The organism is Streptomyces sp. NBC_00086 (genome assembly GCF_026343255.1).
GTDB lineage: Bacteria > Actinomycetota > Actinomycetes > Streptomycetales > Streptomycetaceae > Streptomyces.
In genome coordinates, this window is sequence record NZ_JAPELZ010000001.1 from 1,062,265 (window position 1) to 1,088,354 (window position 26,090).

Here is a 26,090-nt window from a genome sequence, read left to right on the forward strand (position 1 = left end):
CGCTCACGTTCCAGACCTGCGGGCCTGCGGGCCTACGGGCCTACGGGCCTACGGGCCTACGGGCCTAGGAGCCCACCGCCTCCGGCTCCTCGCGGGTCACGGCCGCCGGCCGCTCTGCCGCGGCGGACGGGGCCGCCGTGACCGGCGGGGCCGAACCCGCGGCCACGAAGGGCCGCCACCACGGCGCGTTCGGCGCGTCCACCGCACCCGGCTCGAAGGGCTGCCCCGGCACCGGCAGGGCGATCGCCGCCCCGGCCACCTCGGCGGCGCTCACCGTGCCCTCGCCCGGCTCGTCCCACGGGTGCGGGGCCAGGTTGAAGGTGCCCCAGTGGATCGGCAGCATCGTGCCGCGCGCCACGCCGCCCTGGAGGTCGAGGTGGGCGCGTACGCCCTCCTCGGGCGTCATGTGGATGTCGGTCCAGAACTCCGAGTACGCCCCGATCTGGATCATCGTGGCGTCGAAGGGCCCGTGCGCCGCGCCGATCTCCTTGAAGCCGGGGAAGTAGCCGGTGTCCCCGCTGTGGTAGATCCGGTGCTCGTCGCCCGCGACGACCCAGGACGCCCACAGGGTGAACTGCTGGTTGCGCAGGCCGCGCCCGCAGAAGTGCTGGGCCGGGGTGGCCGTGAGCGAGAGTCCGGCGACCTTGGTCGTCTCGTTCCAGTCGAGCTCGCGCAGCCGGTCGGCCGGGACTCCCCAGCGCTCCAGGTGCGCGCCGACGCCCAGCGGCACGGCGAAGACCGTGTCCGTGCCCGCCAGGGCCTTGATGGTCGGCAGGTCGAGGTGGTCGTAGTGGTCGTGCGAGATCACCACCACGTCCACCTCGCCGAGCGAGGCCAGAGGCACCGGTACCGGGTGCAGGCGCTTGGGACCGGCGAAGGGGAAGGGGGAGCACCGCTCGCCCCAGACCGGGTCGAAGAGGACCCGGCGCCCGTCGATCTCGGCGAGCACGCTGGAGTGCCCCATCCAGGTCAGCCGCAAACCGCTCGCCGGGGGCTTCGACAGCTCCGCGAGGGTCGTCGGGTAGACCGGGATGGGGGCGCCGGGGCTACGCCGGAGCCGCTGCTCCTTGTGGAAGTAGATCTTGGCGAACTCCGCCATGGACCCGGAGGGCCTGGTCCGGGTCCCGGCCGGGTTCTGGAACACTCCGTCGGCGAAGTTCGGCGAACGCCGGATCCGCTCCAGCCGGGCACCGGACGGGTCCGCGCCGAAGGCTTCGGGCCGCAGTGCGCGCAGCCGTGGACGCAAGGGACGGGAGCCGGTCAAGGCGCCTCCAGTGTGGGGGGTGCGGGCAGGGCGTTCTCATGATTACCACCATCCCAACGCGTGACACTCCCCAAGGATTCCGCCACCCGGCTCCGACCGCGCCCCGGCGCCCCTTCCCGCCCGCCCCGGCGCGCCCCTACAGCGGCAGCAGGTCAGGCCGCTTCGCCTCCACGTGGTCCCCCGAGGACTCCCCGCGCAGCCTTCGGCCGATCCACGGCACCAGGTACTCGCGCGCCCACTGGATGTTGTCGCGGGTGGTGTCCACCGATCCGCGCGGGCGCATCGGCGGCCAGGGCTGGTCCGGGTCGGCCGGCGTGTCGAGGCCGAGCACCTGGGCGGCGCGCAGGGCGACCCGGGTGTGCCCCTCGGGCGAGAGGTGGAGCCGGTCGTCGTCCCAGGCCCGCCGGTCCTGTATGGACTTCAGCGACCAGAGGTCGAGTACGGGGCACTCGTACCGGTCGGCGATCGACCGTACGTGCGCGCTGAACGTCGCGATCTTGCCCCGCATGTGCTTGAGGACCGGCACGTCGCGGGTGTCGAAGCCGGTGGTGATCACGACCAGGCCGACGGATCCGGCGAGGTCGCGCACGGCCGCCTCGTACCGCTCGGCCACGTCGTCCGGATCGCTGCCGGGCCGGATGATGTCGTTGCCGCCCGCGCAGAAGGTCACCAGGTCCGGTGCGAGCTCCTTGGCCCGGGGGACCTGCTCGGCCACGATCTGGTCGAGCAGCCGTCCCCGTACGGCCAGGTTCGCGTACCGGAACCCGCCGGAACCGGCGTACTCGCCGGAGCCGGCCGGCTCGCCGGACGCGCCGGAACCACCGGACGCGCCGGACTCCTCGTGTCGCTCTTCGCGCCGGTCGGCCAGGAGGACGGCCAGCCGGTCCGCCCAGCCCAGGAAGGCGTCCCCCGGTCCCGGGTCCCCCACGCCCTCGGTGAAGCTGTCCCCGAGCGCCGCGTACGAGCCAATGGTCTTGGTCTTGGATGTCGTCGTCGCTGCCACGAGACCCCATACTTCACGGCGGATCATGACCTACGCGACCGTAGCCAGTGCCTTACGGACCGTGATCTTCGCCACCCCCCGGGCGGGGCCCCTGTGGTCAGGGGTTTTCCGGGAGGCCGTAACGGCTTCCGCGAGGCAGGCTGGTCCCATGGGGTCACATCCTCGCCCGCCCGTTCGGCCAGGACCGTTCCCACGGACGGGGGCGGGCGGTCACGGCGCGCTCCTGTTCACACTGGCCAAGTGCGCGCCGTTCGCGATCGCGCTGGGCGTGCTGGGCATCGAGCTCTCGCCCGCACACGATCTGGTCACCGGCCCCATTCTCACCACCACGCCGGCGCTGGCCGCGCTGACGATGGGCCCGGTGGGCACGCTGTCCGCGGCGGCCCTCGCCGCGAGTGTGAACGCGACCTCCGCGACGTACAACCAGTCGTGGGGAACCCAGACCCAGCTGATCATCGGCAACTTCCTGGGAATCCTCGTGGTGTCCGTCGCCAGCGTCACCCTGAGCAACGCGGTCCGCGCGCGCCGGCAGAGCGAGCTCGACCAGGTCCGCCGGATCGCGGTGGCGGCCCAGGAGGTCGTCCTGCGGCCCGTCCCCGAGCTCTTGGGCCCGGTGCGGGCGGCCAGCATGTGCCTCGCGGCCGGGACGGGAGCACAGGTGGGCGGAGATCTGTACGAGGCCGTACAGACGCGCTACGGCGTCCGGCTGATCGTGGGGGACGTTCGGGGGAAGGGGCTGTCCGCCATCCGCGCGGTCGCGGTGACCCTGGGCGCGTTCCGGGAGGCCGTGCACTACGAGGACGAACTCCAGGAGGTCATGAACCACTGCGCGGCCGCGCTGCGGCGGGAGGCGACCGTACCGGGTACCTACTCCCAGGCCGAGCTTCCCGAAGTCCTCTTGGAGGGCTTCACCACGGCGCTCATCGCCCAGGTGCCGGACGCGGACGAACAGGTGGTGCACCTGGTCAGCCGCGGCCATCCCCCTCCGCTGGTGCTCCGCCAGGGCAGGACCGAGGCCCTGATGCCCGCCTTGCCCATGCCGCCGCTCGGTCTCGAAGACCTCGTGAACGATCTTCCCGGCACACCCGAGAGCTACCCCTTCCTGCCCGGTGACCGGCTGCTGTTCTACACCGACGGCGTGATCGAGGCCCGCGACCGTGCCGACGACTTCTTCCCCCTGCCGGAGACCATGGAGCGGATACCCGCGGACACCTCCCCGCAGGAGTTCCTGGACGAACTGCACGCGGCATTGGTCCGCCACACCGGTGGCCTCTTGACGGACGACGTGGCGATGATCCTCATCGACCGGCTCGTCTGAAGCGGGCCGGTACGGATCTTCGACTCACCGCCGCCCCTCCCCCGGGCCCGGCACTGTCGGCCGAGAGCGAGAGCGTCAGGGCGTCACCGTCCCCGAAGGCTTGAGCCCTCGATTGCGGAACCGTAACGTAACTTACCGACTACTCGCTAGGTTTTCGTGGCGGCGACCGCTCGCCACCCTCCTTGGCGCCCCCTCCTCCCCTCCTCGTCCCCGTTCCTCTGCGGCGTGAGCACGTCGTGTGAGCAGTTAGGTGTGCTGTGTTGAGTGAGACCCCGGGTGGACATGATCCGCGTTCACAACGTCCCCCTGAACGCCCGGGCTTCGCGGATGACGGACGCACTGGTCAGGAGCGAGTGATGGCTCCGTTCGAGCTGCCCTTCGAGCTGCCCTTCGAGTGGGCCGATGAGGAGGAGCATCTGGTCGGCCACCTCTCGAACCTCGTACGCCTGGACACCTCCAACCCTCCCGGGAACGAGATCGCCGTCGCCCGGTACCTCTCCCGAGAACTGGACCGCTGCGGGATCCGGCACACCGTGCTGGAGTCCGAGCCGGGGCGGGCCAATGTGGTCGCCCGGCTGCCGGGCTCGGGCGACGGGCCGCCGCTGATGCTGCTCGGGCACGCGGACGTGGTGGGTGCCCAGGCCGAGGACTGGAGCAGGCCACCCTTCTCGGGTGAGGTGACGGACGGCCGCGTCTGGGGCCGGGGCTCGCTGGACATGAAGGGGCAGATCGCGGCGAGCCTGCTCATCATGCAACTGCTGGCGGCGCACCGAGTACCGCTGCGCCGTGACGTCCTGATGGTCGTCACGGCCGACGAGGAAGCGGGGAGCAGGCTGGGGGCCTACTGGCTGTGGGAGCACCACCGTTCGCTCGTGGAGGCGGAGGTGGCCTTCAATGAGGGCGGCGGACAGCGCTTCCTCACACCCGGTGGTCCCGTCTACACGGTGCAGGTCGCGGAGAAGGGCAGCGCCAGGATGCGGATCACCGCGACCGGCGAGGGCGGTCACGCTTCCCTCCCCCGTCCTGATGCGGCGGTCTTCGCCCTGGCCGAAGCCCTGGTACGGCTCCGCGACTTCGCGGCCCCGTCGATCCTGCAGCCCACCTCACGCCGAATGCTCCACACGCTGGCGGAACTTCACCCGGGCGACGCGGGGGCGGCGATCCGACGCCTGGCGCAGGAGCCGACCTGGGCGGGCGCCCGCAGCCTGCCCATCGACCCCCTCCTGCGCGAGTTCGTCGTCGCCGGGCTGCACAACACGGCGACCCCGACCCTGCTGTCCGGCGGACGGCGCCTGAACGTCGTACCGACGGAAGCGTCCGTCGTGCTCGACGGGCGTCTGCTGCCCGGCGAACGCCCCGAGGACTGGGCGGCGCAAGTGCAGGAGGTGGTGGGCAGCGGGGTCGAAGTCAGCCTGCTCCAGGGGCGCGTGAGTGCCGGAGTGCACGACGATCCAGAACTCCTGGGAGTACTGGACCTCGTGGTGGCGGGCCAGGAGCCCGGTGCGCGGGTCCTTCCGTACATCAACTCCGCTTCCACGGACGCCCGCGCGTTCCCCGAGACGAAGGTCATCGGATTCTTCCCGTCGGCGAGCGACGCCGACATCATGCGGTTGATCCACGGAGTCGACGAGCACGCCCGGGTGAGCGACGTGGTGTTCGGCGGGCGATGCCTGCTCGACGCCGTGGTCAGACTGGCCACCTGAACGTGCGGAGCAGGACACTGGGGTGGGACACCCGGCCGGCCTTTCGACGATGTCGCCGTGACGGTGGTCCGGACCGGACAGGGCCGTCAGTGACCCGTATGGACTTGGGCGCCCGGCGTCAAGGTCCCGTCATGGGGTGACCGTGGGCGCGGGGAGGCGGGGATAGCTTCGGTGTCGCGCCCCGGACCGCCTCCCCGCATCCGGGGCCCCATCTGCCACTCGCGGTTCCTCTGGGAGGGCCCCATGTGTTTGTTCCAGTACGACGACGATCCGGAGCCTGAGGAACGCGTCCCGGCCGGACCCCTCTACGTACCGGTCCTGCCGGGAAGGGCGGAGGTGGTGATACGCCTGTTCCGCACCCCGTTGGGGGACCGTACCGCCGTGGGCTTCACGACCGCGGAGCGGCTGGAGGCCACGCTCGGCGCCGGCCGGCCCTGGATCCGGCTCGCCGAGTCCGCGCTCCGCGCGATGGCCGGGCCGGTCGGAGCGTCGCTGCTGACCGTCGATCCGACGCTGACCGCCCCTGCCGCCGCCCCGGTCGCGCCGGTCGCCCAGGTGCCGGCGACCGCTCCCGTCACCACCTCGGCGGCGCAGGATCCCGACGTCGCTGCCCGGACCGCGTGAAGGGGAACCGCATGACCATCACCGACCTTCCCGATGCTCTGACCGCCGCCGGCGAACTGTCCGTGTGGCCCGCGTCCACCACCCTGCTGCCGCACGGCGACCTCGGCGTCGGCGGCGTGTCCTTGGCAGAGATCGCCGACCGGTTCGACACACCGGCCTATGTCCTGGACGAGGGCGAGGTGCGCGACCGGTGCCGCGCCTACCGCTCCGCCCTTCCCGAAGCCCAAGTCCTCTACGCCGCCAAGGCGTTCCTCTCCCGCGCGATGGTGCGCTGGGTGGAAGAGGAGGGACTGGGCCTGGACGTGTGCTCCGCCGGGGAGCTGGAGCTCGCCGTCACCGCCGGTTTCCCCGCCGAGCGCATCGTGCTCCACGGCAACGCGAAGTCGCCCCGCGACCTGGAGTCGGCGCTGCGGCTGGGCGTGGGGCGGATCGTCATCGACAGCCCGTCCGAGATGGCCCGGATCGCGGCCGCCGTCGGGCCCGGCGGGCGTCAGAAGGTGTTGGTGCGCGTCGTGCCGGGCATCTCGGCCGGGGGCCACGCAAAGATCCGTACGGGTACGGAGGGGCAGAAGTTCGGGCTCTCGATCGCCGACGGGTCGGCGCAGCACGCCATTTCGCGCATCCTCGGTCGGCCGCAGCTCGAACTGACCGGCCTGCACTGCCACATCGGCTCACAGATCACCGAGGTGAAGCCCTACGTGGCGGCGGTCCGCCGGATGGTCGGGCTGATGGCCCGTGTCCGCGACGCCCACGGGGTCGTCCTGCCCGAGCTGGACATGGGCGGCGGCCACGGCATCGCCTACCGGCCCGGCGAACCCGCCCTCGACCTCACCGCGCTCGCCCGCCGGATGCGCGCCGAGCTCGGCGAAGCCTGTGCCGCCGCCGGTCTGCCCGTGCCCCGGCTCGTCATCGAACCGGGGCGGGCCGTCGTCGGGCCGGCCGGAGTCGCCCTGTACCGCGTACTGGCCGTCAAACGCACGGGCGAGACCGTCTTCGTGGCCGTCGACGGCGGCATGAGCGACAACCCGAGGCCCGCCCTGTACGGGGTGCGCTACGCGCCCCGCCTCATCGGCCGCCACTCGACGGCCGCCCCGCGTACGACGACGGTCGTCGGCCGGCACTGCGAAGCCGGGGACATCCTCGCGAGCGGCGTGGAGCTGCCGGACGACATCCACCCCGGCGACCTGCTCGCCGTACCGGTGGCGGGCGCCTACCAGCTGTCCATGGCCTCCGGGTACAACATGGTCGGCCGCCCTCCGGTCATCGCCGTCCACGAAGGCACGGCCCGGGTACTCGTACGACGCGAAACGCTGGACGATCTCCGGATCCGCGACATCGGCGATTAGATGTCGCCTCCCACCCGGAAGACCTGACCTCGACGACGCGTTCTTCGCCCTGACCGGCCCGGCCCTACGGGCGCGCTCGGGGGTCAGAGCTGGATGGGCATCGTCCAGCAGTTGGAGTTGGCCGGCTTGCCGGCGAGGCGGTCGGTCAGCCAGGTGACGGCATCACCCTGGTCGGTGATGAGGGGCACGAGGTGGTTGGTGAGGATCTTGTCGCCGAGGTTCGGCAGGACGACGGCTTCGTAGGTGATGTCGCCGCCCTTGCGGCACCAGTCGACGGCGAGTTGCCGGGCCTGCGTGTGGGGAACGATGTCGTCCTGGACGCCGGTGGCCAGACGCACCGGCCCGGCCGGCTTGAGCGTGCCGATCCGCTGCTTGTCGAGGGCGGCCTTCGCCCCGGGGTCGGCCGCGATGACGTCCCCGATGGACCGGCCGCTGTTGGTCCACTTGCTGCTCTTGGTGAAGCCGTAGCCGAAGAGCGCGTCACCGACACACATGGTCGACGCGTCCGCCAGGGCGGCCCTTCCGGTCGCGTTGATGTTGGCCTCGACGACCGCGCGAAGGTCGGGGTCGGCCTGGGCGAAGCCACTGATCGACCAGGCCAGAGCGCCGGCGAGCGCACTGCCGTCGATGCCCTTCATGACGGAGGTGAGGTCCGCCGGGGGCGCGCCGGCGTAGGTGCCGGAGAGCGGGACGTCGGGCGCGTAGGAGGGCTGGAGTTCGGCGGCGGCCGCGCTGGCCCCGCCGCCCTGGCTGTAGCCGTACAGACCGGTGCGAGAAGCCGCCGTGATCGACGCCCCGGGCACGGCGCGGGCCGCGCGGGCCGCGTCCAGCAGGGCGTGGCCCTGGTCGAGCCGGTTGACGTAGGTGTGCAGGCGGTCGGTGGCGCCCAGGCCGACGTAGTCGGTGACGACCACTGCCGTCCCGGTGGCCAGGAGCCGGTAGATCGCCAAGGCCTCGTAGCCCACGGACACCGTGTCGCCGGTGAGGGAGAGCGGGTGCTCCAGGGCGAAGGACGGCGCGCACTGGTCGCCCTGGCCCATGGTGCCCGAGGCCAGCGCGACCAGAGGGCGCGGTCCGGTGCCCTTCCAGGCGGCCGAGGGCTCGATGTAGGCACCGGTCACGGCGACGGGCAGCCCGGCCGAGTCGGTGGACTTGTACATCAGCCGGGTCGCGGTACCCGGCATCGGGCGGCCGTCCAGGCCCGGGATGCTCAGCCCGAGGGGAAGGGCCTCGGTGCGGATCAACGCACCGTTGACAGTGGGGAGTTCGGTCGGCGGGTTGTAGAACGCGGGGATGGGGACCCCGCGGGAGACGACGGGTTCCCCTGCGGCCGCAGCGGCCGGTACCGCCGACAGGCCCGCACAGACGGTCCCGGCGGCGACGACCCCGGCCAGGAGGCGCAGGCCGGCCGATGTGCCGCGGCGGCCCGTCGCCGCGTCCGGGCCGGTGGTGGAGCGGTCCAGTGGGGTGGTGGGGGTGAAACGGGAACGGGTCTTCTTGCGGCTCATGAAGCGGTGCTCCTCGTCGTGTCGATGCGGTGGGTGGTGATGGCGCCCCTCTCCCGTCGGGCATGGCGGCGATGGCCATGGACGGGTTGCGGCACCGGCCGTGCGGGGGATCAGGGCGCCGCCGAGGACGTGGCTCGGTTCGGTCAGCGCACGCCAAACGCCGTGCGAATCAGCCCTGTTACTCGCCGGTCACTTGCGTCAACGTAGGTCTCGATGTCAGTGAGTGACAAGACGTCTGTGTGTGTCAATTCTGTGTGGCTCGCTATGCTGCCGTGACAGGGACAGAGGGCGGGGGCGAGGGCGAGGGTGCACGAAGCGCCATCCGCGGAACGCGGACAGACGACGCAGGCGGACGGCAGACCATCGCTCGCTCAACGACGCAAGACGGCTCTCCGCTTGGAGATCGCCGGCGCGGCCGTCAGGCTTTTCGCCTCACAGGGCGTCACCGCGACGACGGGCGAGCAGATCGCCCAGGCCGTGGGCATCTCCGGCCGCACCCTGTGGCGTCATTTCCCCACCAAGGAGAGCTGCGTACTGCCTCTGTTCTCGGCAGGCCTCGAGTTCGCCGTCGAGCAACTGGGCAACTGGCCTCCGGAGACGGGACTGCTGGACTTCTTCACGGATTCCTGCCGGAACGGCGAGCTGCCCCCGACGGCCCCCGTCCTCCTCGAACTGATCCGAATGACCTCCACCGACCCCGCTCTGCGCGCCGTCTGGCTCCAGGCCCACGACGACGCCCTGCCCGTCCTCGGGGAACTCCTCGCTCGACGATCCGGTGGCAACGCCGACGACCTGAGGATCAAAGTGCACGCGGCAACCCTCAACGGCGCGCTCCGCGCGGCGGCGGAAGACTTCGCCCGCCGGTTCGCCGATGATCCCGAGACGCCGGACGGCGAAATCGCCACGTGCCTCCTCGCAGCCTTGCGCGCAGCTTCGGAGGGCTTGCCCTACTGACCCCCGGCCAGGCAGAGATGTCGCCTGCCGCCGGACAGAGGTGCCCGCCGGAACGACGCGGCGCCCGGGAACGGCGGACGCGGCCGGGGCGGTGGGCGTGGCGCGGGGATTTGTGCGGGTTGTCGGGTGATGATGGCGTAGTGCGACTTGATCATGTGTCCTATGCGGTGGCCCGCGACAGCTTCGTCTCAACCATCCAGTGGATCGGATCGGCCCTCGGCGCCGGGTTCGTCGACGGGGGCGTGCACCCACGATTCGGCACCCGCAATTTCATCCTCCCGCTGAGCGGCGGCACCTACGTCGAGGTCGTCACCACACTCGACCACCCCGCCGCCGACCGCGCACCCTTCGGCCAGGCGGTCGCGCGCCGCGCCGCCGAGGGCGGCGGCTGGCTCGGCTGGGTGGTCTCCGTCGACGACATCACCCCGGTCGAGGCCCGCCTCGGCCGCACCTCGGCCGAGGGTCACCGGGTCCGCCCCGACGGGTTCGACCTGAGGTGGAAGCAGATCGGCCTGCTGGAACTGATGGAGGACCCGCAACTGCCCTACTTCCTCCAGTGGTCGGTCCCCATCGAGGAGCGCCCGAGCGCCGATCCGCGCACCTCCACCACCATCCACGGGGTCTCCCTCGCCGGCGACGCCGCCTCCATCGCCGAATTCCTCGGCGAACCGGCCGACCACCCCCTCGACCAGATCGACGTCACCTGGGTCGAGGATGAGGAACCGGGTCTGGTCTCGGTCGAGTTCGCCACCGCCCACGGCCCGGTCACGATCTGACCGGGGCCCGACTGCCCCGCGTGAGCCGCCGGCCGGGGTCTCCTGGCCGGCGGCGCTGATACCGGCCGACCCGGTCCGTGCACGGCGGTGGGCCGATCCCCCTCGTCACCACCGGTCGCACGGCGAACACTTGGAGGCCAAAAGCCGGCCGGTGCTCCCTCGCGCACAGAAGATCGCGTGGGCAGCCGCCGGCCGGTTCGCGTGTGGAGCGGTCACATGGGGTCGATGCCCCCGCTGCCCCGGTCGCCCTCCTTCTTGCTCTGGTCCAGGATCCGTTGGGCCCTGTCCTTCAGCCGCTGGCGCTCCGCCGGGTCCTTGGCCCGCTCTGCCGCCTTCTCGAACTTCTGCGCCTGGTCGCGCATCTGCTGGGCACGACTACCGGACTCGCCTGCAACGCTCATGATCACTCCTGGGATCTGGGGGGAGAGCGGATGCCACCAGCGAATCAGTACCTCCATCGCCCCGCATCCCGAACGGTTACCCACCGCCATCACCGCAGCACAGACCGGGTGCAGGAGGTCACCGCCCGACGCACTCCACCCCTCTCGGCAGCCGGGCCGGATCGGCCGACTGCGGCTACGGACCGTTCGGGTCCTCCGCGAGGAGAGCCGCCTCCGACCGTGTCGTGCCCGTGGCTCCTACCGCCCCAGGCGGGCGTTGATCAGGTACTCGGCTTCCTCGGAGAGCCTTTGACGCCGCTCGCCTTCGTTCACCTGCCGCAGCTCGCCGCGCAGAGCGAGCTCGGTGCGCAGGATCGTCGTCCTGGGCACCGGGACCCTCTGACCCGGCTTCTCCGTGAACGGCTGGAGTTCCACCGCCAGGGTGTGTGCGTCGTCCGACGTGCCGCGCCGCAGCGAGAGGAACACCCGGGCAAGCCAGTCAGCCGGAATCGGCACCATGAAGTCAGTCATGCCGGGGCAACGAGTCACGGCCTGGCTCGTGACGGCCGATAACCCGCACGGCCCCACCTGCGTGCTCACTTCGCGCCGAGGGCCTCGATGACCCCTTCGGTGGTGCTGACCTTGCCGATGCGGGGGAAGATCTTGGTGAAGGTGTGGGCGTGGGAGTCGGCGTCCGTGTCGGCGGTGGCGTCCTCGGCGAAGACGAGCTCGTAGCTGTGCTCCCAGGCGGTGCGCGCGGTGGATTCGACGCCGACGCTCGTGGAGATGCCGGCCAGGACGATCCGGTGGATGCCGCGGCGGCGGAGCTGGAGGTCGAGCTCGGTGCCGGTGAAGGCGCCCCAGTGACGCTTGGTGATGACGATGTCTCCGTCGGCGGTCAGCTCGGCCGGGATCTCGGAGAACGCGGCAGGCGGGGCGACGGCCGGTCCGGGGCGGTCCACGTTCGTGGTGGGCAGGTCGCCGCCGTCGGGGGACCAGGCGACCCTGACCAGGACCACGGGCAGGTTCTTGGCACGGAAGGCTTCCGCGAGCCGGATGCCCTTCTTGAGGATCTCGTCGGCGGGCCTGGTGGTGGGCAGGCCCAGGATGCCCTTCTGGAGGTCGATCAGGACCAGGGCGGTCTGCGCGTCGAGGTTCAGGTCGGTCATGGGCGTGTCTTCTTCCTCCGGGTGGATGCCCCCGGACTTCGGACTCAGTTCTCGGCCAGGCGCCGGAGCAGCGGGACGGCGGCGGTCACCGTGGCGAGTTCGGCCGCACTGAGGCGCCGGGCCATGAGCCCGGCGAGGCGACCGTGGCCGGCCTCCTTGCGCTCGCGCAGGAAGCGGCGGCCCCGGTCGGTGAGCGTGATCACCCGCTGGCGGCCGTCGGTCGGGTGCGGAGTGCGTTCCACGTAGCCGTCGGCCTGCAGGCCGCCGACCGTGGCGTTCAGCGACTGGGGGCGGATCTTCTCCGCCTTCGCCAAATCGGTCACGGTGCCGGGGCCGTCGCGGTCGAGCCGCTTGAGGACGGAGATCTGCGACAGGGTCACCCCGCTGCCCGCGGAGGCCATCCGCATGTGACGCACCAGGAGGCTGACCGCCAGCTGGAGCTCTTCGGCCGTTTCCCGTAGCTGTGGGTCCAGCTGCTGCTCCGCTGCCATGACACGACCATACCGGACATACAGGCTTACTGCGAAGTCTGCCTTAGTATTTTCGGTCGGGGACCCCGAGGTGCGCTACGCCGTCCGCCTGTACGGACTCCGCCGACATCGGCGGCCCCGGAACCGACCCCGGCCCGCTCCGGGAGGCGACGTACGAACACACGTGCGACGCGGCGGCCTTTGCCCTACGGGACGTTCCAAGCGGAGATGACGGGTTGCCCGTCCTCGGTGGCCAGGAAGCTGAGAGTGCCCGGATGCGGGTGGCCGAGCAGTCGGCTCGCGGAGGCGTCGAGGCCGAGCCATCGCACGGTGAGCACACGCGCCAGGTGGCCGTGCGCAACCACGGCGACATCGCCCTCGCTCAGCAGCGGACGGATGCGGTCCAGCACCGCGTCCGTGCGTGCGGCCACCTGCGCGAGCTCCTCGCCGGGGTGGTCGGCGTCACCGGGAATGACGCCGTCGCGCCACAGGTCCCAGCCCGGCCTCGCCCCGCGGATCTGCTCGGCGGTCAGGCCTTCATAGCCGCCGTAGTCCCACTCCAACAGGTCGGGATCGGGCTCGGCGCCGGTCAGGCCGGCGAGCTCGGCCGTCCGCACGGCGCGGCTCAGCGGGCTACTCAACACGGCAACCAGACGGCGGTGGGTCAGCCTCGGAGCAAGAGCACTGGCCGCAGCCTCGCCCGCTTCCGTCAGAGCAACGTCGGTCCGTCCAGCGTGCCGGCCCGACAGGCTCCACTCGGTCTGGCCGTGCCTGATCACTATCAGCTCCCCCATGGCCGCGCACGCTATCTGATCTTGTGGCACGCCGAAACGGTTTCTTCGCCTTCGCCACCGTCGACGGTCCCTCATCGTCTGCGCCGGGCCCGCCACATGAGATGACCTCTCTGGCAGCGGCGGCGTAGTACGCCCGCCCGTAGCGGGTCATGCCGGTGTCCAGGTCTCCCCCGTCGGGGATCCGCGCCACCCAGCAGGGTCGGGGAACCGGGACCCCCCTCCGGTCCCGGCCCCACGTCTTAGGCGAGCAACCGGGTCTCGGCGCTCGGCAGTTTGCTCCACCAGTGGCCGTAGCGCCGGTAGACCTCCGGTTCGCGGTCGGCCAGGAAGGCCGTCAGGGCCCGGGCCTCGCCCGCGAGGGCCTCCCAGACCTCCTCCGGCAGGGGGTGGAAGGCGGTCGCCTCGATCCCGCCGGCCGCGCCGGCCGGGCGCCACACCCCGGCGACCCGGCCGTCGACCAGCAGGGTCGCCAGGGTGTCGCCGTTCATCCGTGCGACGAGCTTTCGGTACTGCGGCGGGACGATGCGGCTCCGGTCGGAGTACGCGAGCAGCACGCTGTCCCACATGGCCATCAGCCGGGGCGGCGCCGGCGTGTCCTGCGCCGGACGCGGTGCGCCCTGGACGTCGAACAGCTCCTCGCCGTCCGGCCCCGTCAGCCGGTCGAGCCTCCCCGAGAGCTCCAGTGCCCGCAGCGCCTGGCGCACCCTGGCCCGCTGGACCAGGGAGAACTGCGCCACGTCCGCCGCCGATGCCGGCCCGAACCCCTCCAGGTAGCGCAGGACCAGCGTCCGCAGGGACTCCTCCGCCGCCTCCGGGTCCGCCGGCACCGTGCGCGGCCGGCGCGGGGGCGCGACGTACGACGGGCGCTCGCCGAACGACCACGGCGCGGCGGTGGGTGCGTGCAGCAGCGGCGCATACTGCCGCAGCCCCCACCACGCTCCGGGCTGCGGCGCCGCTCCCAGCCGGTGTCCGAGCCAGGCCTCGCACTCCGCCGTCGTACGGGGCCGGTCGGCGAAGTCCAGCAGCTCCGGTACGAGGACGTCGGCGTCCTCGGCCGTCAGCCCGGAGTCCGTGAAGCGGGTCCCGAGCCGGGCGGCCCGTACGGAGGGCTGCACGGCCTCCCGGAAGGGCGGATAGTCCTGCGCGTGCACGGCGTGCAGGGTCAGCCGCATCAAGGTCGACTTGACCACCTCGCGCCCCGTGAAGGCGGCGTCGAGGTCGGCCGGGTCGAAGCCGGAGAGCCGGTTCCACAGCGCGAGGTACGGCGAGGCCGCGTGCTGCGCCTGCAGGGCGACCACCCGGCGGACCGCGTCACCGACGTCCATCACCTCGCGCCGCAGCAGCAACTGCCGTGCGAGCGTGGAGCGGTTGAGCTCCCTTGCGCTGACCTTCATGCCGCGACCGTCCCGTCCCCTGTCGAAACGGGCAGCCTAACCGGCACCTCCGACAGCGCCTCGGATGCAGATCCGGATGCGGCCCCGGGTTCAGACCCGGGTTCAGATGCTGACGCCCTTGGACCGGAGGTAGGCCAGCGGGTCGATGTCCGAGCCGTACGAGGGCCCGGTGCGGATCTCGAAGTGCAGGTGCGGGCCGGTCGAGTTGCCCGTGGAACCGGAGAGGCCGATGGTCTGCCCGCCGGTCACGCTCTGGCCGGAGGAGACGGACAGCTGGGAGAGGTGCGCGTACTGGCTGTACTTGCCGTCGGCGTGCCGGATGACGACCTCGTTGCCGTACGAGCCGCTCCACCCGGCGGAGACCACGGTGCCGGCGCCGACCGCCTTGACGGTGGTGCCGCTGCTCGCGGCGAAGTCGACCCCGGTGTGGTAGCCGCTGGACCACATGGAGCCGGCGGTCTTGTACGCGGTGGAGGTGCCGCCGCCGACCGGGGCGACGAAGCCGGTCGACGCGGAGCCGCCCTGCTGCTTGGCGGGCGCCTTGCGGGCGGGGGCCTTGGCGACGGGCGCGGCGGCCTCGTCGGAGGAATCCGACGAATCACCGGAAGCGGAAGAACCGGAGGAAGCCGAAGAATCGGAGGAAAGAGACTTCTTGGCCGGCTTCGGCGTTTCGGCCGGCGCGGACTCGGCCGCCGCGGCCGGAGCCGAGCCCTTCGCGCCGAGCGTGAGCTTGAGGCCCGGGTGGATCAGCGACGGGTCGGCGCCGACGGCCTCGCGGTTGTCCGCGTAGAGCTGCTCCCAGCCACCGGTGAGCTGACGGCTCTCGGCGATCTTGGAGAGGTAGTCGCCCGGCACCACGGTGTAGACGGTGGGGGCGGCCTGCGCGGCGGCGGGCGCGGCCTGGAAGGCCGACACGGCCTGCGGGGCCTGGACCGGAGCTGCGGCGGGCGCGGCGGCCGGGACGCCCGCGGCGTGGGCGCCGGTGGCGCCGAGCAGCGGAAGCGCGAGGGCCGCGCCACCGGTGCCCGCGACGGCGAACCCGCGGGATATCGAGCGGGACTTGGGACGGCGGTGCTTACCCGTTCCGGACATGGCGAATTCCTCTCCGACGCCTGCGAGGTGAGCTGTCGGGTTCGGACTGGAGATGTCCGGCCGTACGTGCGCCGTTGAACAGCACATGGACGGCTTCACCCCGAGCTGTCCCGTTGTAAAGATCCCGAAGGAGCTCCGGAACAGCGGCTTACCTGGTTCCCCCGCTCCTGCCGCGCGCGTGAATAGTCGGGTGCGGTTTCCGGACGGCGGCAGGATTAGGCGGTCCATCCGGATCGATCGCGAAGGTAATCCAGCCCGGCGGCACGGAACAAGTCCCGAATTCCCCCATGGATTCCAAGTGATGATGGACCGACGGAATTACGGTCACCCTGCGTCCATTCCCCTCCCCCAACAACCGTCCGGACAGGGGAATTCGCCCTTCGCGATCAGGCACTCACGGTCACCGTATGATCTGGCTCACGGGGACGTGTCCGATCTCGCCCCTCGCTATGGCAAGTTGTCAGCAACCAACGTAATTCGGACACGCGCGACGACGACCACACGGAGACACGGAGGAGCCCCTGTGACCCAGCAGATACCCCAGAGCCCCCACACCGATCCGGTGGCGCCGGAACCGGCACTGACGGGAGTCCGCAACTTCCGTGACGTGGGCGGATTGCCGGCCGCGGACGGCCGGACGGTCAAGTCAGGACGACTGTTTCGAAGCGGACATCTGGCGCATGCCACCGAAAGCGACGCGGAGTTCCTCGGATCGCTCGGACTGCACACCGTCTTCGACTTCCGCAACGGCGCCGACCACGCCCTGGAGGGTCCGGACGTGGAGCTGCCCGGCGTGCGCAACGTCGGCATTCCGCTGTCGGATCCGGCCGACGGCCGGGAGTTCTGGAAGATGGTCCGCGAAGGGGACCTGGCGCAGCTCCGCGAGATCCTGGGCGAGGGCAAGGCCGCCGCGCGGATGTCCCGTTCGTACCGGACGATGATCCGGACCCGGACCGCCGAGCACAGCCGGGTGGTGCACGCGCTCGCCGAGGACAGCGTCCCCGCGCTCATGCACTGCGCCGCCGGGAAGGACCGGGCCGGGCTGTCGATCGCCGTCACCCTGCTCGCGCTGGGTGTCGGGCGGGAGGCGATCCTCGCGGACTACCTGGAGTCGAACGCCCCGCACAACCGCTACCGGGTCCGCCGGGGCAACGGCTCGCCCGAGGCCCGCGCCCCCGAGGTGATGGAGCTGCTCGCCCCGCTCTTCGATGCCCGCGCCGCGTATCTGACCGCGGCCTTCGACACCATCGACGAGGAGTGGGGCGGTGTGGAGCGCTACCTCGCCGAGGGCCTCGGGCTCGCGCCCGAGACCCTCGGCAGGCTCCACGACCGGCTGCTGGACTGACGCCCCACGAGGTGGGCCGTCAGCGGTTGGCGACGGCCTGCCTCACCAGTGTCCGGCCGAAGTCCCACATCAGCGCGCCGCCGCCGTGGGCCTCGTCCATGACCGCGCGGAAGGCGCCGACGAAGCGGTCGACGTCCGCCTCGTCCACGATCAGCGGCGGGATCAGCTTGATCACTTCCAGGTGGTCGCCGGAGACCTGGGTGAGGATCCGGTGCTTCTGCAGCAGCGGCACCACCACCATCTGCGCGAACAGCCCCTTGCGCGCCGCCTGCAGCATGCTCCAGCGGCTCCGCAGGCCCAGCGAGGACGGCCGGCCGAACTCGATGCCGATCATCAGCCCGCGGCCCCGTACCTCGTGGAGCAGTTCGTACTCGTCCACGAGCGCGGCCAGCCGCCCGCGCAGCAGGTCGCCCATCGCGCGGGCGTGGGCCACCACCTCCTCGTCCTCCATGACGGACAGGACGGCGAGTCCGGCCGCCATCGCCTGGGCGTTGGAGCCGAAGCTGGCGGAGTGGACGAGCACCCGGTCCATGGAGGAGTAGACCTTCTTGAAGATCCAGTCCTTGCCCAGGGTCGCGCCGACGGGCACGTAGCCGCCGGAGAGCGCCTTGGCCACGCACACCAGGTCCGGTTCGACTCCGGCCTCGTGCTGGTAGGCGTAGAAGTCGCCGGTCCGTCCGAGGCCGGTCTGCACCTCGTCCGCGATCAGCAGCGCCCCCCGCCGGTGCAGCAGCTCCTGTGCGGCGAGCAGGTACCCGGGCGGGGCGGCGAGCACCCCCTTGCCCTGGATCGGCTCCACGACGAGGGCCGCCACGTCCCCCTTCTTCAGCTCCCGCTCCAGCGCGGCCAGGTCTCCGAGGGCGACCTTGGTGTCCGGCAGCAGCGGGGCGAAGCCGTCGCGGAAGCCGGCCTCGCCGTTGACCGAGAGCGCGCCCGTGGTGAGCCCGTGGAAGGCGTGGTCGCAGTAGAGGACCCTGGGCCGCCCGGTGGCGTACCGGGCGAACTTCAGGGCGGTCTCCACCGCCTCGGTGCCGCTGTTGCCGAAGAAGACCCGGTCCAGGTGCGGACTGTGGGAGAGCAGCTTCTCGGCCAGCAGCCCGGGCAGCGGCTGGCAGTCGAAGCGGGTCAGGTCGGCGAGCTGGGCGTCCAGCACGTCGTGCAGGGCCTGCCTGACCACCGGGTGGTGGCGGCCCAGGCCCATCACTCCGAAGCCGGCCAGCATGTCGAGGTAGTCGTTGCCCTCGGCATCCCAGAAGTGGGCTCCCTCGGCCCGCACGTAGACCTTGTCGAAGCCGATGGTGTGCAGCATCCGGGGCAGCTGGTGGTTGAGGTGGCGGGCGTGCAGTTCGTACCGCTCGCCACCCCGCTCGGCCAGCAGCTCGCCGAGGTCGAAGCCGGTCATGCCGACTTGTCCCGGCTCCCGCCCCCCACGGTCTCGCGGACCGCCCGCAGCGACTCCTTCAGCGAACCCATGGTGGCCAGGACGGCCGTGGGCTCGTACCCGCAGTGCGCCATGCAGTTCGCGCAGCGCGGGTCCTTCCCGCGGCCGTACTTGCTCCAGTCGGTTTCCTCGATCAGTTCCCGGTACGAGGGCACGTACCCGTCGCTCATCAGATAGCAGGGACGCTGCCAGCCGAAGAGCGAATAGTTCGGAATGGCCCAGGCCGTGCAGGGGAAATCGGCTTTGCCTTCCAGGAAGTCCAGGAAGAGCGGCGAGTGGTTGAGCCGCCAGCGCCGCCGGTTGCCGCCCGCGAAGGCCTTCTTGAAGAGTTCGCGGGTCTGTTCGACGCCGAGGAAGTGCTCCTGGTCGGGGGCCTTCTCGTAGGCGTAGGCCGGCGAGATCATCATCTCGTCCACCTGGAGATCGTCATTGAGGTAGTTCAGGACCTCGATGATGGTCTGCGGGGTGTCCGTGTTGAAGAAGGTGGAGTTGGTCGTCACCCGGAATCCGCGCTTCTTCGCCTCCTTGATGGCCTCGACCGCCTCGTCGAAGACGCCCTCCTTCGCCACCGACTCGTCGTGACGCTCGCGCAGACCGTCGATGTGCACGGCGAAGGCGAAGTACGGGGAGGGCGTGAACTTCTCGATCTTCTTGCGGAGCAGCATCGCGTTGGTGCAGAGGAAGACGTACTTCCGCTTCGCCACCAACTGGCGCACGATCTCGTCGATCTGCGGGTGCATCAAGGGCTCGCCGCCCGCGATGGACACCATCGGCGCGCCCGATTCCAGCACGGCGCCCACCGCCTGGGCGACGGGCATGCGCTGCTTGAGCACCCCGGCCGGGTGCTGGATCTTCCCGCACCCCTCGCAGGCCAGGTTGCAGGCGTAGAGCGGTTCCAGCTCGACGATCAGCGGGAACTTCTCGCGCTTGCGGAGCTTCTGTTCGAGCAGGTACGTCCCGACCCTGATCGTCTGTCGCAGTGGCATGGCCATCTGGCTCACCTCCGGGGGAGCAGCAAAGAACGGTGCCATTCATAAAACGCGGGCAGTACGGCACGCAGTACGCGAAAGGCCGATATTCCCCCGCGAACAGTGCCGATGCGGACGAGCTCATGCTCCGGAGCGTCCACGATCACCCGGACGGCCGCAACCGGACGGTCCGCGCCGCCCTGGGCGCTCCCGCCCCGGGTCGCGGTCCAGAGGGTGGCGGCCGATTCCATGTCGACCCCGATGGCGCCGCCGGCGCGCAGCTGGGCGCGCTCCTGGCCCCGGACGACGTGGTCGGATCCGGTCAGTGCACCGAGGTGTACGGTCCGGCCGGGTACGGCCCGGGCCAGCGCCTCGGCGAGCAGGGCGGTACCGGCGCAGGCGACCGTGCCGCGCGGGTCCCGGGTCTCCTCGGCGACGATGAGGTCGCCGGGGCTCATGCCGGGCAGCAGCCCGGCGCAGAATCCGGTGGCGAGCACGGCGGCGCCGCGCAGCTCCGGCTCGGCGAGCTTGCTGCCGACGGCGCGCTCCGCCGCGCGCGGGCCCATGCCGGTGCGCAGGACCTCGTACCGCTCGGGCGCTCCCCGCTCGCGGCTGCCGCGGTACGAGGTGCTGCGCAGGGCGGTCCGCTCGATGCGCAGGGCGCAGGCGATCAGCAGCGGCGGCGGGGCGGCCGTGGCGGGGCCGCCGGTCATCACAGCTCCCCGGGGGACGGGGCGGCGTGCGGGAGGCCGGTCGGATCCGCGTACCGCCCGCCGGGGCCGAACGGTTCTCCGTACAGGTAGCGGCCGAGCGCGGTGAGCGGGAAGACCTGGCGGTACAGGTGGTAGTTGATGGAGAAGTCCCAGGGGAAGCCGGTGCCGGTGAAGTACGGCTCGTCCCAGGTGCCGTCGGCGCGCTGGGTGGAGACGAGGTAGCCGATCCCCCGCTCCACGGACGGCGCGTCGCGCTCCCCGGCCGACAGCAGGGCCATCAGCGCCCATGCCGTCTGCGAGGCGGTCGAGGCGCCCTTCCCCGCCCAGGACGGGTCCTGGTAGGAGCGCTGGTCCTCTCCCCACCCTCCGTCCTCGTTCTGTACGGACTCCAGCCAGTGCACGGCCCGCCGGATCGCGGGGTGCGAGGGGGCGAAGCCGGCCGCGGTCAGGGCCGGGACCACCGAGCCGGTGCCGTAGACGTAGTTGGTGCCCCAGCGGCCGAACCAGCCGCCGTTGGGGTCCTGTTCGGCGAGGAGCCAGGCGATGCCGCGCCGGGTGCGGGCGTCGCCCGCCCGGCCCTCGACGGCGAGCATCTCCACCACGTGGGCGGTGACGTCGGCCGAGGGCGGGTCGATGACCTCGCCGAAATCGCAGAAGGGCAGCTTGTTGGGGTAGGGGCTGGTGTTGTCGGCGTCGAAGGCACCCCAGGCGCCGTTCTTCGACTGCATGCCGAGGTTCCAGGACACTCCCCGGGCGATGGCGCCCTCCACGCGTGCCGGGTCGGGATGCTTGACGCGACGCAGGGCGAGGACGACCTCGGCGGTGTCGTCGATGTCGGGGTAGTTGTCGTTGTGGAACTCGAACGCCCAGCCGCCCGGGGCCAGTCCGGGTCGGCGCACGGCCCAGTCCCCGGTGCGCACGATCTCCTCGCCGAGCATCCAGTCGGCGGCCTTGACCAGGGCGGGGTGGTCGGGACGCAGTCCCGCGTCGGCCAGCGCGATGGCCGCCAGGCAGGTGTCCCAGACCGGGGACTGGCAGGCCTCGATCATGCGGGCGCCGTCCGCGCGCCACACCGTGAACCGGTCGAGGGACTCCAGTCCGGCCCGCATCACCGGGTGTCCGAGGTCGTAGCCGAGCAGGTGCAGGGCGATGACGGAGTACACGGCGGGCGGCTGGATGCCGCCCCAGCAGCCGTCGTTCTCCTGCCGCTCCACGATCCAGCGGCCCGCGCTCGCCATGGCGGCGGCGCGCAGCCGGCGCGGGGCGAACCGGCGGTAAACGTGCAGGGCCCTGTCCATCCGCTGGAAGGCGCCGTCCCAACTGGCAAGCGGTGCGAGCTTCTTGACGGGGTAGGGGGTCCGCGCGTCGGTGTGCAGCTCGTCCAGGGCGAAGGGGGCCGGGCGGACCGGGCGCAGCGCGGAGACCACGGTCAGCGGGACGATCGTCTGCCGGGCCCAGCAGCCGAAGTCGTAGATGTTCAGGGGCACCCAGGGCGGCAGGAACAGCAGTTCGGGCGGGAGTTCGGGCAGGTGGTCCCAGCTCCACCAGCCGAACAGCGCCAGCCAGATGCGGGTGAACACGCGGGCTCCCGCGATGCCCCCGTGGGCCCGGATCCAGGCCGAGGCGCGGGCCATGTGCGGGGCGCCCGGGTCGTCTCCGGCGAGGCGCAGGGCCACGTAGGCCTCGATGGTGGCGGAGAGGTCGCAGGGGCCGCCGTGGAAGGTGGCCCAGGTGCCGTCGCTTTGCTGCTCTCCGCGGATGAACAGGGCGGCGGCCCGCGTGGTGGCCTCGTCCCTGATGCCGAGGAACTGGCGCAGCAGCAGGTCCTCGGCGTCCATGGTGACGTTGGTCTCCAGGTCGCCCTTCCACCAGCCGGCCTCGTCCTGCCGGTCGAGCAGGTCCCGGACCGCCCGTTCGGTGGCCTCGCGGACCCCGCGCAGCCCGGCGGGGCCGGGGTCGGGTCCGGTGCCCGGTCCGGTGTCCGGCCCCGCTCCGGGAACCGGGCCCGGCGGCCCGGTGGTCCCGGTGCCGTTCGGGTCGGCGCCGCAGGCATTGGCGCCGCCGTCGGTCGTCGCAGTCATGGCTTCCCCTTTGCGTGCAGTGTCCTCTGCTGTCATCCGCTGTACTGGGGGTTGCCGTCGACCGGTACTACTGGCAGGCAGTACCGGCCGGCGACTGGCGATTCATATGCGCGTACGGGTGGCGATCACCTCTTGCGCACGACGACGAAGTCGGCGAGCGCCACGAGCTGGTCGCGCACGCGCTGGTCCATGTCCACCTCGTCGAGGGCCTTGATGGCGATCTCGTACTGGCGGCGCGCCTCGTCGGCGGTCCACCGGCGGCCGCCGGCGGCCTCGATGAGCGCTGCGCGGGCCGCGAACTCCTCCTCGGAGAAGTTCTCGAAGTCGTTGCTCTTGGCGTCGGCGGCGAGCAGCTGGGTGAGTTCCTCACTGGCCGGTCCGCCGGCGGCGAGGGCGGCGACGACGGGCAGCGACTTCTTGCGCTGACGCAGGTCGCTCCAGGTCTGCTTGCCGGTGGACTCCGGGTCGCCCCAGATGCCGAGGAGGTCGTCGACGGCCTGGAAGGCGAGGCCGAGGTGGTAGCCGTACTCCTCCAGCTTGTCGGCCGTACGGTCGTCCGCGCCGCCGAGCACGGCGCCGATGGAGACCGCGCAGGCGAGCAGGGCGCCGGTCTTGTTGCCCTCCATCTCCAGGCACTCCTCGACGGTGACGCTCTCGCGGTGCTCGTAGGAGATGTCCTGGGCCTGGCCGTCGATGAGCTTGCGGCTCGCGGTGGTCAGGCGGCGGGCCGCGCGGCCGGCCTCGACCGTGCCGAGCTCCAGGAGCACCTCGTTGGCCAGGGCGAACAGCGCGTCGCCGACCAGGATGGCCAGGGCGGGTCCGTGGACCTTCCACACCGTGTCGCGGTGGCGGCGCTGCTCGTCGCCGTCCATCAGGTCGTCGTGCAGCAGCGAGAAGTTGTGGACGAGTTCGACCGCGACGGCGCCGGGGATGCCGACCTCGGCGGCGGCGCCGGCGGCCTCCGCCGAGAGCAGGGCGAGGGCGGGGCGGACGGCCTTTCCGCCGTCGCCGTCCGCCGGGTTGCCGTGGGCGTCGATCCAGCCGAAGTGGTAGGCGGCGACGGTGTCCATGGGCGCGGCGAGCCGGTCCACGGCGGCGCGGAGCACGGGCGTCGAGAGCGTACGGCCTCGTTCGAGGAGGGCGAGCGTGTCCGCCTTCTCCCCGCCGGCCGGGCCCGCACTGGCGTCCGTGTTCTCGACGGCCGGATTCCCCGGGTTCACTGGCTCTCCTCTGGTTCCTGTACGTACTGCGGTGCGTGGTGCTGCGGTGCCGGTCGTGCCGGTACCGGTGGTGGCGGTACCGGTGGTGGCGATGGCGCCGACGGTGCCGGTGGTGGTCATACCGCCTCCTGCAAGGGGTGTTCGCGGTGGCGGCCCAGCGGGACGAGCGCGGCGTGGGCCGCGCTCAGTCCGCTGCGGACGGCGCTCTCCATGGTCGCGGGCCAACCCGTCGCGGTCCACGCACCGGCGAGGAAGAGCCCCGGCGTGTCGGTCCGGGTTCCGGGCCGCAGCCGGCCGACGCCGGGGGTGGGGGCGAAGGTCGCCGTGCGCTCCCGGGTGACGAAGAAGTCGCGCACCTTGGCTCCGCGCGCGGCGGGCAGCAGCCGTTCCAGCTCGGGCAGGTACTTGGCGCGCAGGACCGAGACGGGCTCGTCGATGTCCTCGTGCGCGACGGACTGGGACAGCGCCAGGTACTGGCCGCCGTCGGGGAGTCCGGAGGAGTCGGTGCGGTCGAAGACCCACTGGACCGGCGAGCCGAGCGCCGCGAAGAAGGGCTGCTTGAGCACCTTGCGGTCGTACACGACGTGCACGTTGAGGATCGGCGCGGTGCCGATGTCGAGCAGCTTGTCGGGGTCGGCGAGCGCTCCGGCGGGCAGCAGTCCGTGCGCCTCGCGCTGCGGGACGGCGAGGACGACGGTGCCCGCGTCGAACGAGTCGCCCTCGGTGGCCACCCGCCAACCGCCCTCCTCGGTACGGGAGATGTCCGTGACCCGGGTGCGCAGTTCGGTGCGCACCCCGGCGGCGTCCAGGGCCTTGCGGGCGAGGGTGTCGTGCAGGTCGCCGAGCGGTACGCGGGCCCAGCCGATGTCGGCCGCGCCGTTCTCGGAGAGCAGGCCGGTCTTGAAGACCATGGCGGCCAGCCCCAGCGAGGACTGCGCGGCGGTGGCGTTGAGCGTGGCGATGCCGACGAGGTCCCACAGCGCCTCGATGGTGCGCGGGGACTGGCCGTACCGGCCGAGCCAGGTCGCGAAGTCGACGCCGTCGAGCGCCGGGTCGGCGGGGTCGAGGCGGCGCAGCGCGAGGGCGGCGCGCCCGACGGAGGCCCGCTCGGCGAGCGAGAGGTGCGGGTAGCGGGCCAGCGAGCCGGCCAGGTGCAGCGGTACGGGCAAGGCGCTGCGCCGCAGCCGGCCGAGCCGGGGGCCGCCGGGGTGGGCGACGTCGAGCACGGGCACGTCGAGCCGGTCCTGCAGGGGCGCCAGGTCCGTGCCTTCGACGCGGTCGAGGAACCACCGGTAGGCGGTGCAGCAGCGCAGGTAGACGTGCTGGCCGTTGTCGACGGTCAGTTCGCCGCGCTTGAAGGAGAACGCCAGGCCGCCGAGGCGGGGCCGGCCCTCCAGCAGGGTCACCCGCAGGCCCGCGTCGGCGAGTTCCAGCGCGGCGGTGACGCCGGCGAGCCCGCCGCCGACGACCACGGCGTCGTGCGCGGTCATGCGTCCTCCTCTGTCGCTCCCACAGACGCCGCCGGGCGCTGCGGGGTTGCTCCCGTCCGCCCCTGCGGGGCTCGCCGGCCCGACGCCATCAGAGCCGCCTCCTGGTGCTCTGGCGCGCGATGGTCCGCGCGTCCAGGCCGGAGAGGCCGCGGACGGCCACGTACGCCTTCTCGTGCGGCGGCAGCGAGACCCGGCCGCGGAGCACCGCCTCCGGCTCGCGCTCGATGCGGTCGAGGAGTCGCCGGTAGATGCCGGCCATGGCCGCGACGCAGGCGCCGCTGCGCCGGTCGAGCAGGGGCAGCAGCCGGTAGCCCTCCACGAACAGGGCGCGGGCGCGCCGCACTTCGTGGTGGACGAGCCCGGCGAAGTCGGAGCCGCGGGGCATCCGCTCGCTGCGGAAACCGTCGGAGCAGCCGAACTTGGCGAGGTCCTCGGCGGGCAGGTAGGTCCGGCCGTTGTCCGCGTCCTCGCGAACGTCCCGCAGGATGTTGGTGAGTTGCAGGGCGAGACCGAGGGTGTCGGCGTACTCGCCGGCCCGTGCCGCGTCGTGCGCGCCGGACCCGGCAGATCCGTTGGAGGTTGCGGTGCCGAACACGCCGAGCGAGAGCCGGCCGATGGCCCCGGCCACGCAGCGGCAGTAGACCTTGAGATCGTCCCAGGTCTCGTACGTCTCGCCGCGGACGTCCATGAGGACGCCGTCGATGAGTTCGTCGAGCCCTTCGAGCGGGATCGGGAAGCGGCGCGAGGCGTGCGCGAGGGCGACCGCGACCGGGTCGGTGTCGTCCTCGTCGATCTCCTCGGCGCGGATCCGTCCGAGCAGGGTGCGGGTCTCTTCCAGCCGGGTCAGTTTGACCTCGTGCGGCAGCGTGCCGTCACCGATGTCGTCGACCCGCCGGGAGAAGGCGTACAGCGCGGACATCGCCTGGCGCTTGTCCGCGGGCAGCAGCCGGATGCCGTAGGCGAAGTTGCGCGCCTGCGAGCCGGTCACGGCCTCGCAGTAGCTGTAGGCAGCGGAAATCGGTGCGGACATCGCTGTC

Annotated in this window: 24 protein-coding genes and 1 riboswitch; of the genes, 7 read left to right on the forward strand and 17 right to left on the reverse strand. The window is 71.9% G+C overall.

Annotation, left to right across the window (positions count from 1 at the left end; translation table 11 throughout):
- Positions 1 to 64: 64 nt before the first annotated feature.
- Positions 65 to 1,264, reverse strand: a complete 1,200-nt coding sequence (locus tag OG276_RS04890) for an MBL fold metallo-hydrolase (RefSeq protein ID WP_266903084.1) — start codon at positions 1,262 to 1,264, stop codon at positions 65 to 67.
- 136 nt (positions 1,265 to 1,400) lie between these two features.
- Positions 1,401 to 2,294 carry an SGNH/GDSL hydrolase family protein gene (locus tag OG276_RS04895; RefSeq protein ID WP_266903086.1) on the reverse strand — a complete coding sequence of 298 codons (894 nt, stop codon included), beginning with the start codon at positions 2,292 to 2,294 and terminating at the stop codon, positions 1,401 to 1,403.
- A 121-nt stretch (positions 2,295 to 2,415) separates the two neighbouring features.
- Between OG276_RS04895 and OG276_RS04900 the strand changes: the two genes are divergently transcribed.
- The 4 genes from OG276_RS04900 (at position 2,416) to lysA (ending at position 7,258) form a co-directional block, all read left to right on the forward strand.
- A complete protein-coding gene (locus tag OG276_RS04900) occupies positions 2,416 to 3,585 on the forward strand; it encodes a PP2C family protein-serine/threonine phosphatase (RefSeq protein ID WP_266903088.1) in 1,170 nt (389 codons plus the stop codon).
- A gap of 356 nt (positions 3,586 to 3,941) precedes the next feature.
- Positions 3,942 to 5,288: a M20/M25/M40 family metallo-hydrolase gene (locus OG276_RS04905; RefSeq protein ID WP_266903090.1), complete on the forward strand. Its 1,347-nt coding sequence runs from the start codon at positions 3,942 to 3,944 to the stop codon at positions 5,286 to 5,288.
- Between the two features lie 243 nt (positions 5,289 to 5,531).
- Positions 5,532 to 5,912 carry an SAV_915 family protein gene (locus tag OG276_RS04910; RefSeq protein WP_266903092.1) on the forward strand — a complete coding sequence of 127 codons (381 nt, stop codon included), beginning with the start codon at positions 5,532 to 5,534 and terminating at the stop codon, positions 5,910 to 5,912.
- An 11-nt stretch (positions 5,913 to 5,923) separates the two neighbouring features.
- Positions 5,924 to 7,258, forward strand: coding sequence for a diaminopimelate decarboxylase (lysA, locus tag OG276_RS04915; protein ID WP_266903094.1), 1,335 nt, complete (start codon positions 5,924 to 5,926; stop codon positions 7,256 to 7,258).
- A gap of 83 nt (positions 7,259 to 7,341) precedes the next feature.
- On the opposite strand, the gene OG276_RS04920 is transcribed toward lysA, so the two are convergent.
- Entirely contained in the window at positions 7,342 to 8,766 is a 1,425-nt protein-coding gene (locus OG276_RS04920; RefSeq protein WP_266903096.1) for a lipase family protein, read from the reverse strand.
- A 306-nt stretch (positions 8,767 to 9,072) separates the two neighbouring features.
- On the opposite strand from OG276_RS04920, the gene OG276_RS04925 reads away from it, so the two are divergent.
- A complete protein-coding gene (locus tag OG276_RS04925) occupies positions 9,073 to 9,720 on the forward strand; it encodes a TetR/AcrR family transcriptional regulator (protein WP_266903098.1) in 648 nt (215 codons plus the stop codon).
- A 140-nt stretch (positions 9,721 to 9,860) separates the two neighbouring features.
- Positions 9,861 to 10,496, forward strand: a complete 636-nt coding sequence (locus OG276_RS04930; protein WP_266903099.1) for a VOC family protein — start codon at positions 9,861 to 9,863, stop codon at positions 10,494 to 10,496.
- Between the two features lie 212 nt (positions 10,497 to 10,708).
- Here OG276_RS04930 and OG276_RS04935 read toward each other — a convergent pair whose 3' ends face one another.
- From OG276_RS04935 to OG276_RS04965, 7 genes are all read right to left on the reverse strand, one after another.
- Entirely contained in the window at positions 10,709 to 10,897 is a 189-nt protein-coding gene (locus OG276_RS04935; RefSeq protein ID WP_266903100.1) for a DUF6381 family protein, read from the reverse strand.
- A gap of 237 nt (positions 10,898 to 11,134) precedes the next feature.
- Positions 11,135 to 11,407 (reverse strand): hypothetical protein, encoded by a 273-nt coding sequence (locus OG276_RS04940; RefSeq protein WP_266903101.1) that lies wholly within the window; start codon positions 11,405 to 11,407, stop codon positions 11,135 to 11,137.
- 65 nt (positions 11,408 to 11,472) lie between these two features.
- A complete protein-coding gene (locus tag OG276_RS04945) occupies positions 11,473 to 12,045 on the reverse strand; it encodes a hydrolase (protein WP_266903102.1) in 573 nt (190 codons plus the stop codon).
- Between the two features lie 44 nt (positions 12,046 to 12,089).
- The gene (locus OG276_RS04950; protein WP_266903103.1) at positions 12,090 to 12,536 is read right to left on the reverse strand and encodes a MarR family winged helix-turn-helix transcriptional regulator; all 447 of its coding nucleotides are present in this window, start codon (positions 12,534 to 12,536) and stop codon (positions 12,090 to 12,092) included.
- A gap of 185 nt (positions 12,537 to 12,721) precedes the next feature.
- A complete protein-coding gene (locus OG276_RS04955; protein ID WP_266903104.1) occupies positions 12,722 to 13,309 on the reverse strand; it encodes a histidine phosphatase family protein in 588 nt (195 codons plus the stop codon).
- Between the two features lie 239 nt (positions 13,310 to 13,548).
- A complete protein-coding gene (locus OG276_RS04960; RefSeq protein ID WP_266903106.1) occupies positions 13,549 to 14,703 on the reverse strand; it encodes a winged helix DNA-binding domain-containing protein in 1,155 nt (384 codons plus the stop codon).
- Between the two features lie 102 nt (positions 14,704 to 14,805).
- Positions 14,806 to 15,795 (reverse strand): LysM peptidoglycan-binding domain-containing M23 family metallopeptidase, encoded by a 990-nt coding sequence (locus OG276_RS04965; protein WP_266903108.1) that lies wholly within the window; start codon positions 15,793 to 15,795, stop codon positions 14,806 to 14,808.
- 4 nt (positions 15,796 to 15,799) lie between these two features.
- Positions 15,800 to 15,994: riboswitch (cyclic di-AMP (ydaO/yuaA leader) on the reverse strand.
- Between the two features lie 324 nt (positions 15,995 to 16,318).
- On the opposite strand from OG276_RS04965, the gene OG276_RS04970 reads away from it, so the two are divergent.
- Complete coding sequence (locus OG276_RS04970; protein WP_266903110.1) at positions 16,319 to 17,140, forward strand: tyrosine-protein phosphatase; 822 nt, start codon at positions 16,319 to 16,321, stop codon at positions 17,138 to 17,140.
- A gap of 19 nt (positions 17,141 to 17,159) precedes the next feature.
- On the opposite strand, the gene OG276_RS04975 is transcribed toward OG276_RS04970, so the two are convergent.
- The 7 genes from OG276_RS04975 to hpnD form a co-directional block, all read right to left on the reverse strand.
- Positions 17,160 to 18,542 (reverse strand): aspartate aminotransferase family protein, encoded by a 1,383-nt coding sequence (locus OG276_RS04975; protein ID WP_266903112.1) that lies wholly within the window; start codon positions 18,540 to 18,542, stop codon positions 17,160 to 17,162.
- Positions 18,539 to 19,573: an adenosyl-hopene transferase HpnH gene (gene hpnH / locus OG276_RS04980; RefSeq protein ID WP_266903114.1), complete on the reverse strand. Its 1,035-nt coding sequence runs from the start codon at positions 19,571 to 19,573 to the stop codon at positions 18,539 to 18,541. The genes OG276_RS04975 and hpnH overlap by 4 nt, the downstream gene beginning before the upstream one ends.
- Before the next feature lie 5 nt (positions 19,574 to 19,578).
- On the reverse strand, positions 19,579 to 20,262 hold the full coding sequence (locus tag OG276_RS04985) for a 1-hydroxy-2-methyl-2-butenyl 4-diphosphate reductase (protein WP_266903116.1): 684 nt from the start codon (positions 20,260 to 20,262) through the stop codon (positions 19,579 to 19,581).
- Positions 20,262 to 22,343, reverse strand: coding sequence for a squalene--hopene cyclase (gene shc / locus OG276_RS04990; RefSeq protein ID WP_266903118.1), 2,082 nt, complete (start codon positions 22,341 to 22,343; stop codon positions 20,262 to 20,264). The genes OG276_RS04985 and shc overlap by 1 nt, the downstream gene beginning before the upstream one ends.
- Positions 22,344 to 22,468: 125 nt before the next feature.
- Positions 22,469 to 23,563, reverse strand: a complete 1,095-nt coding sequence (locus tag OG276_RS04995; RefSeq protein ID WP_266912525.1) for a polyprenyl synthetase family protein — start codon at positions 23,561 to 23,563, stop codon at positions 22,469 to 22,471.
- A 116-nt stretch (positions 23,564 to 23,679) separates the two neighbouring features.
- A complete protein-coding gene (gene hpnE / locus OG276_RS05000) occupies positions 23,680 to 25,053 on the reverse strand; it encodes a hydroxysqualene dehydroxylase HpnE (protein ID WP_266903120.1) in 1,374 nt (457 codons plus the stop codon).
- Positions 25,054 to 25,141: 88 nt separating this feature from the next.
- Positions 25,142 to 26,083 carry a presqualene diphosphate synthase HpnD gene (hpnD, locus tag OG276_RS05005; RefSeq protein WP_266903122.1) on the reverse strand — a complete coding sequence of 314 codons (942 nt, stop codon included), beginning with the start codon at positions 26,081 to 26,083 and terminating at the stop codon, positions 25,142 to 25,144.
- Positions 26,084 to 26,090 lie beyond the last annotated feature (7 nt).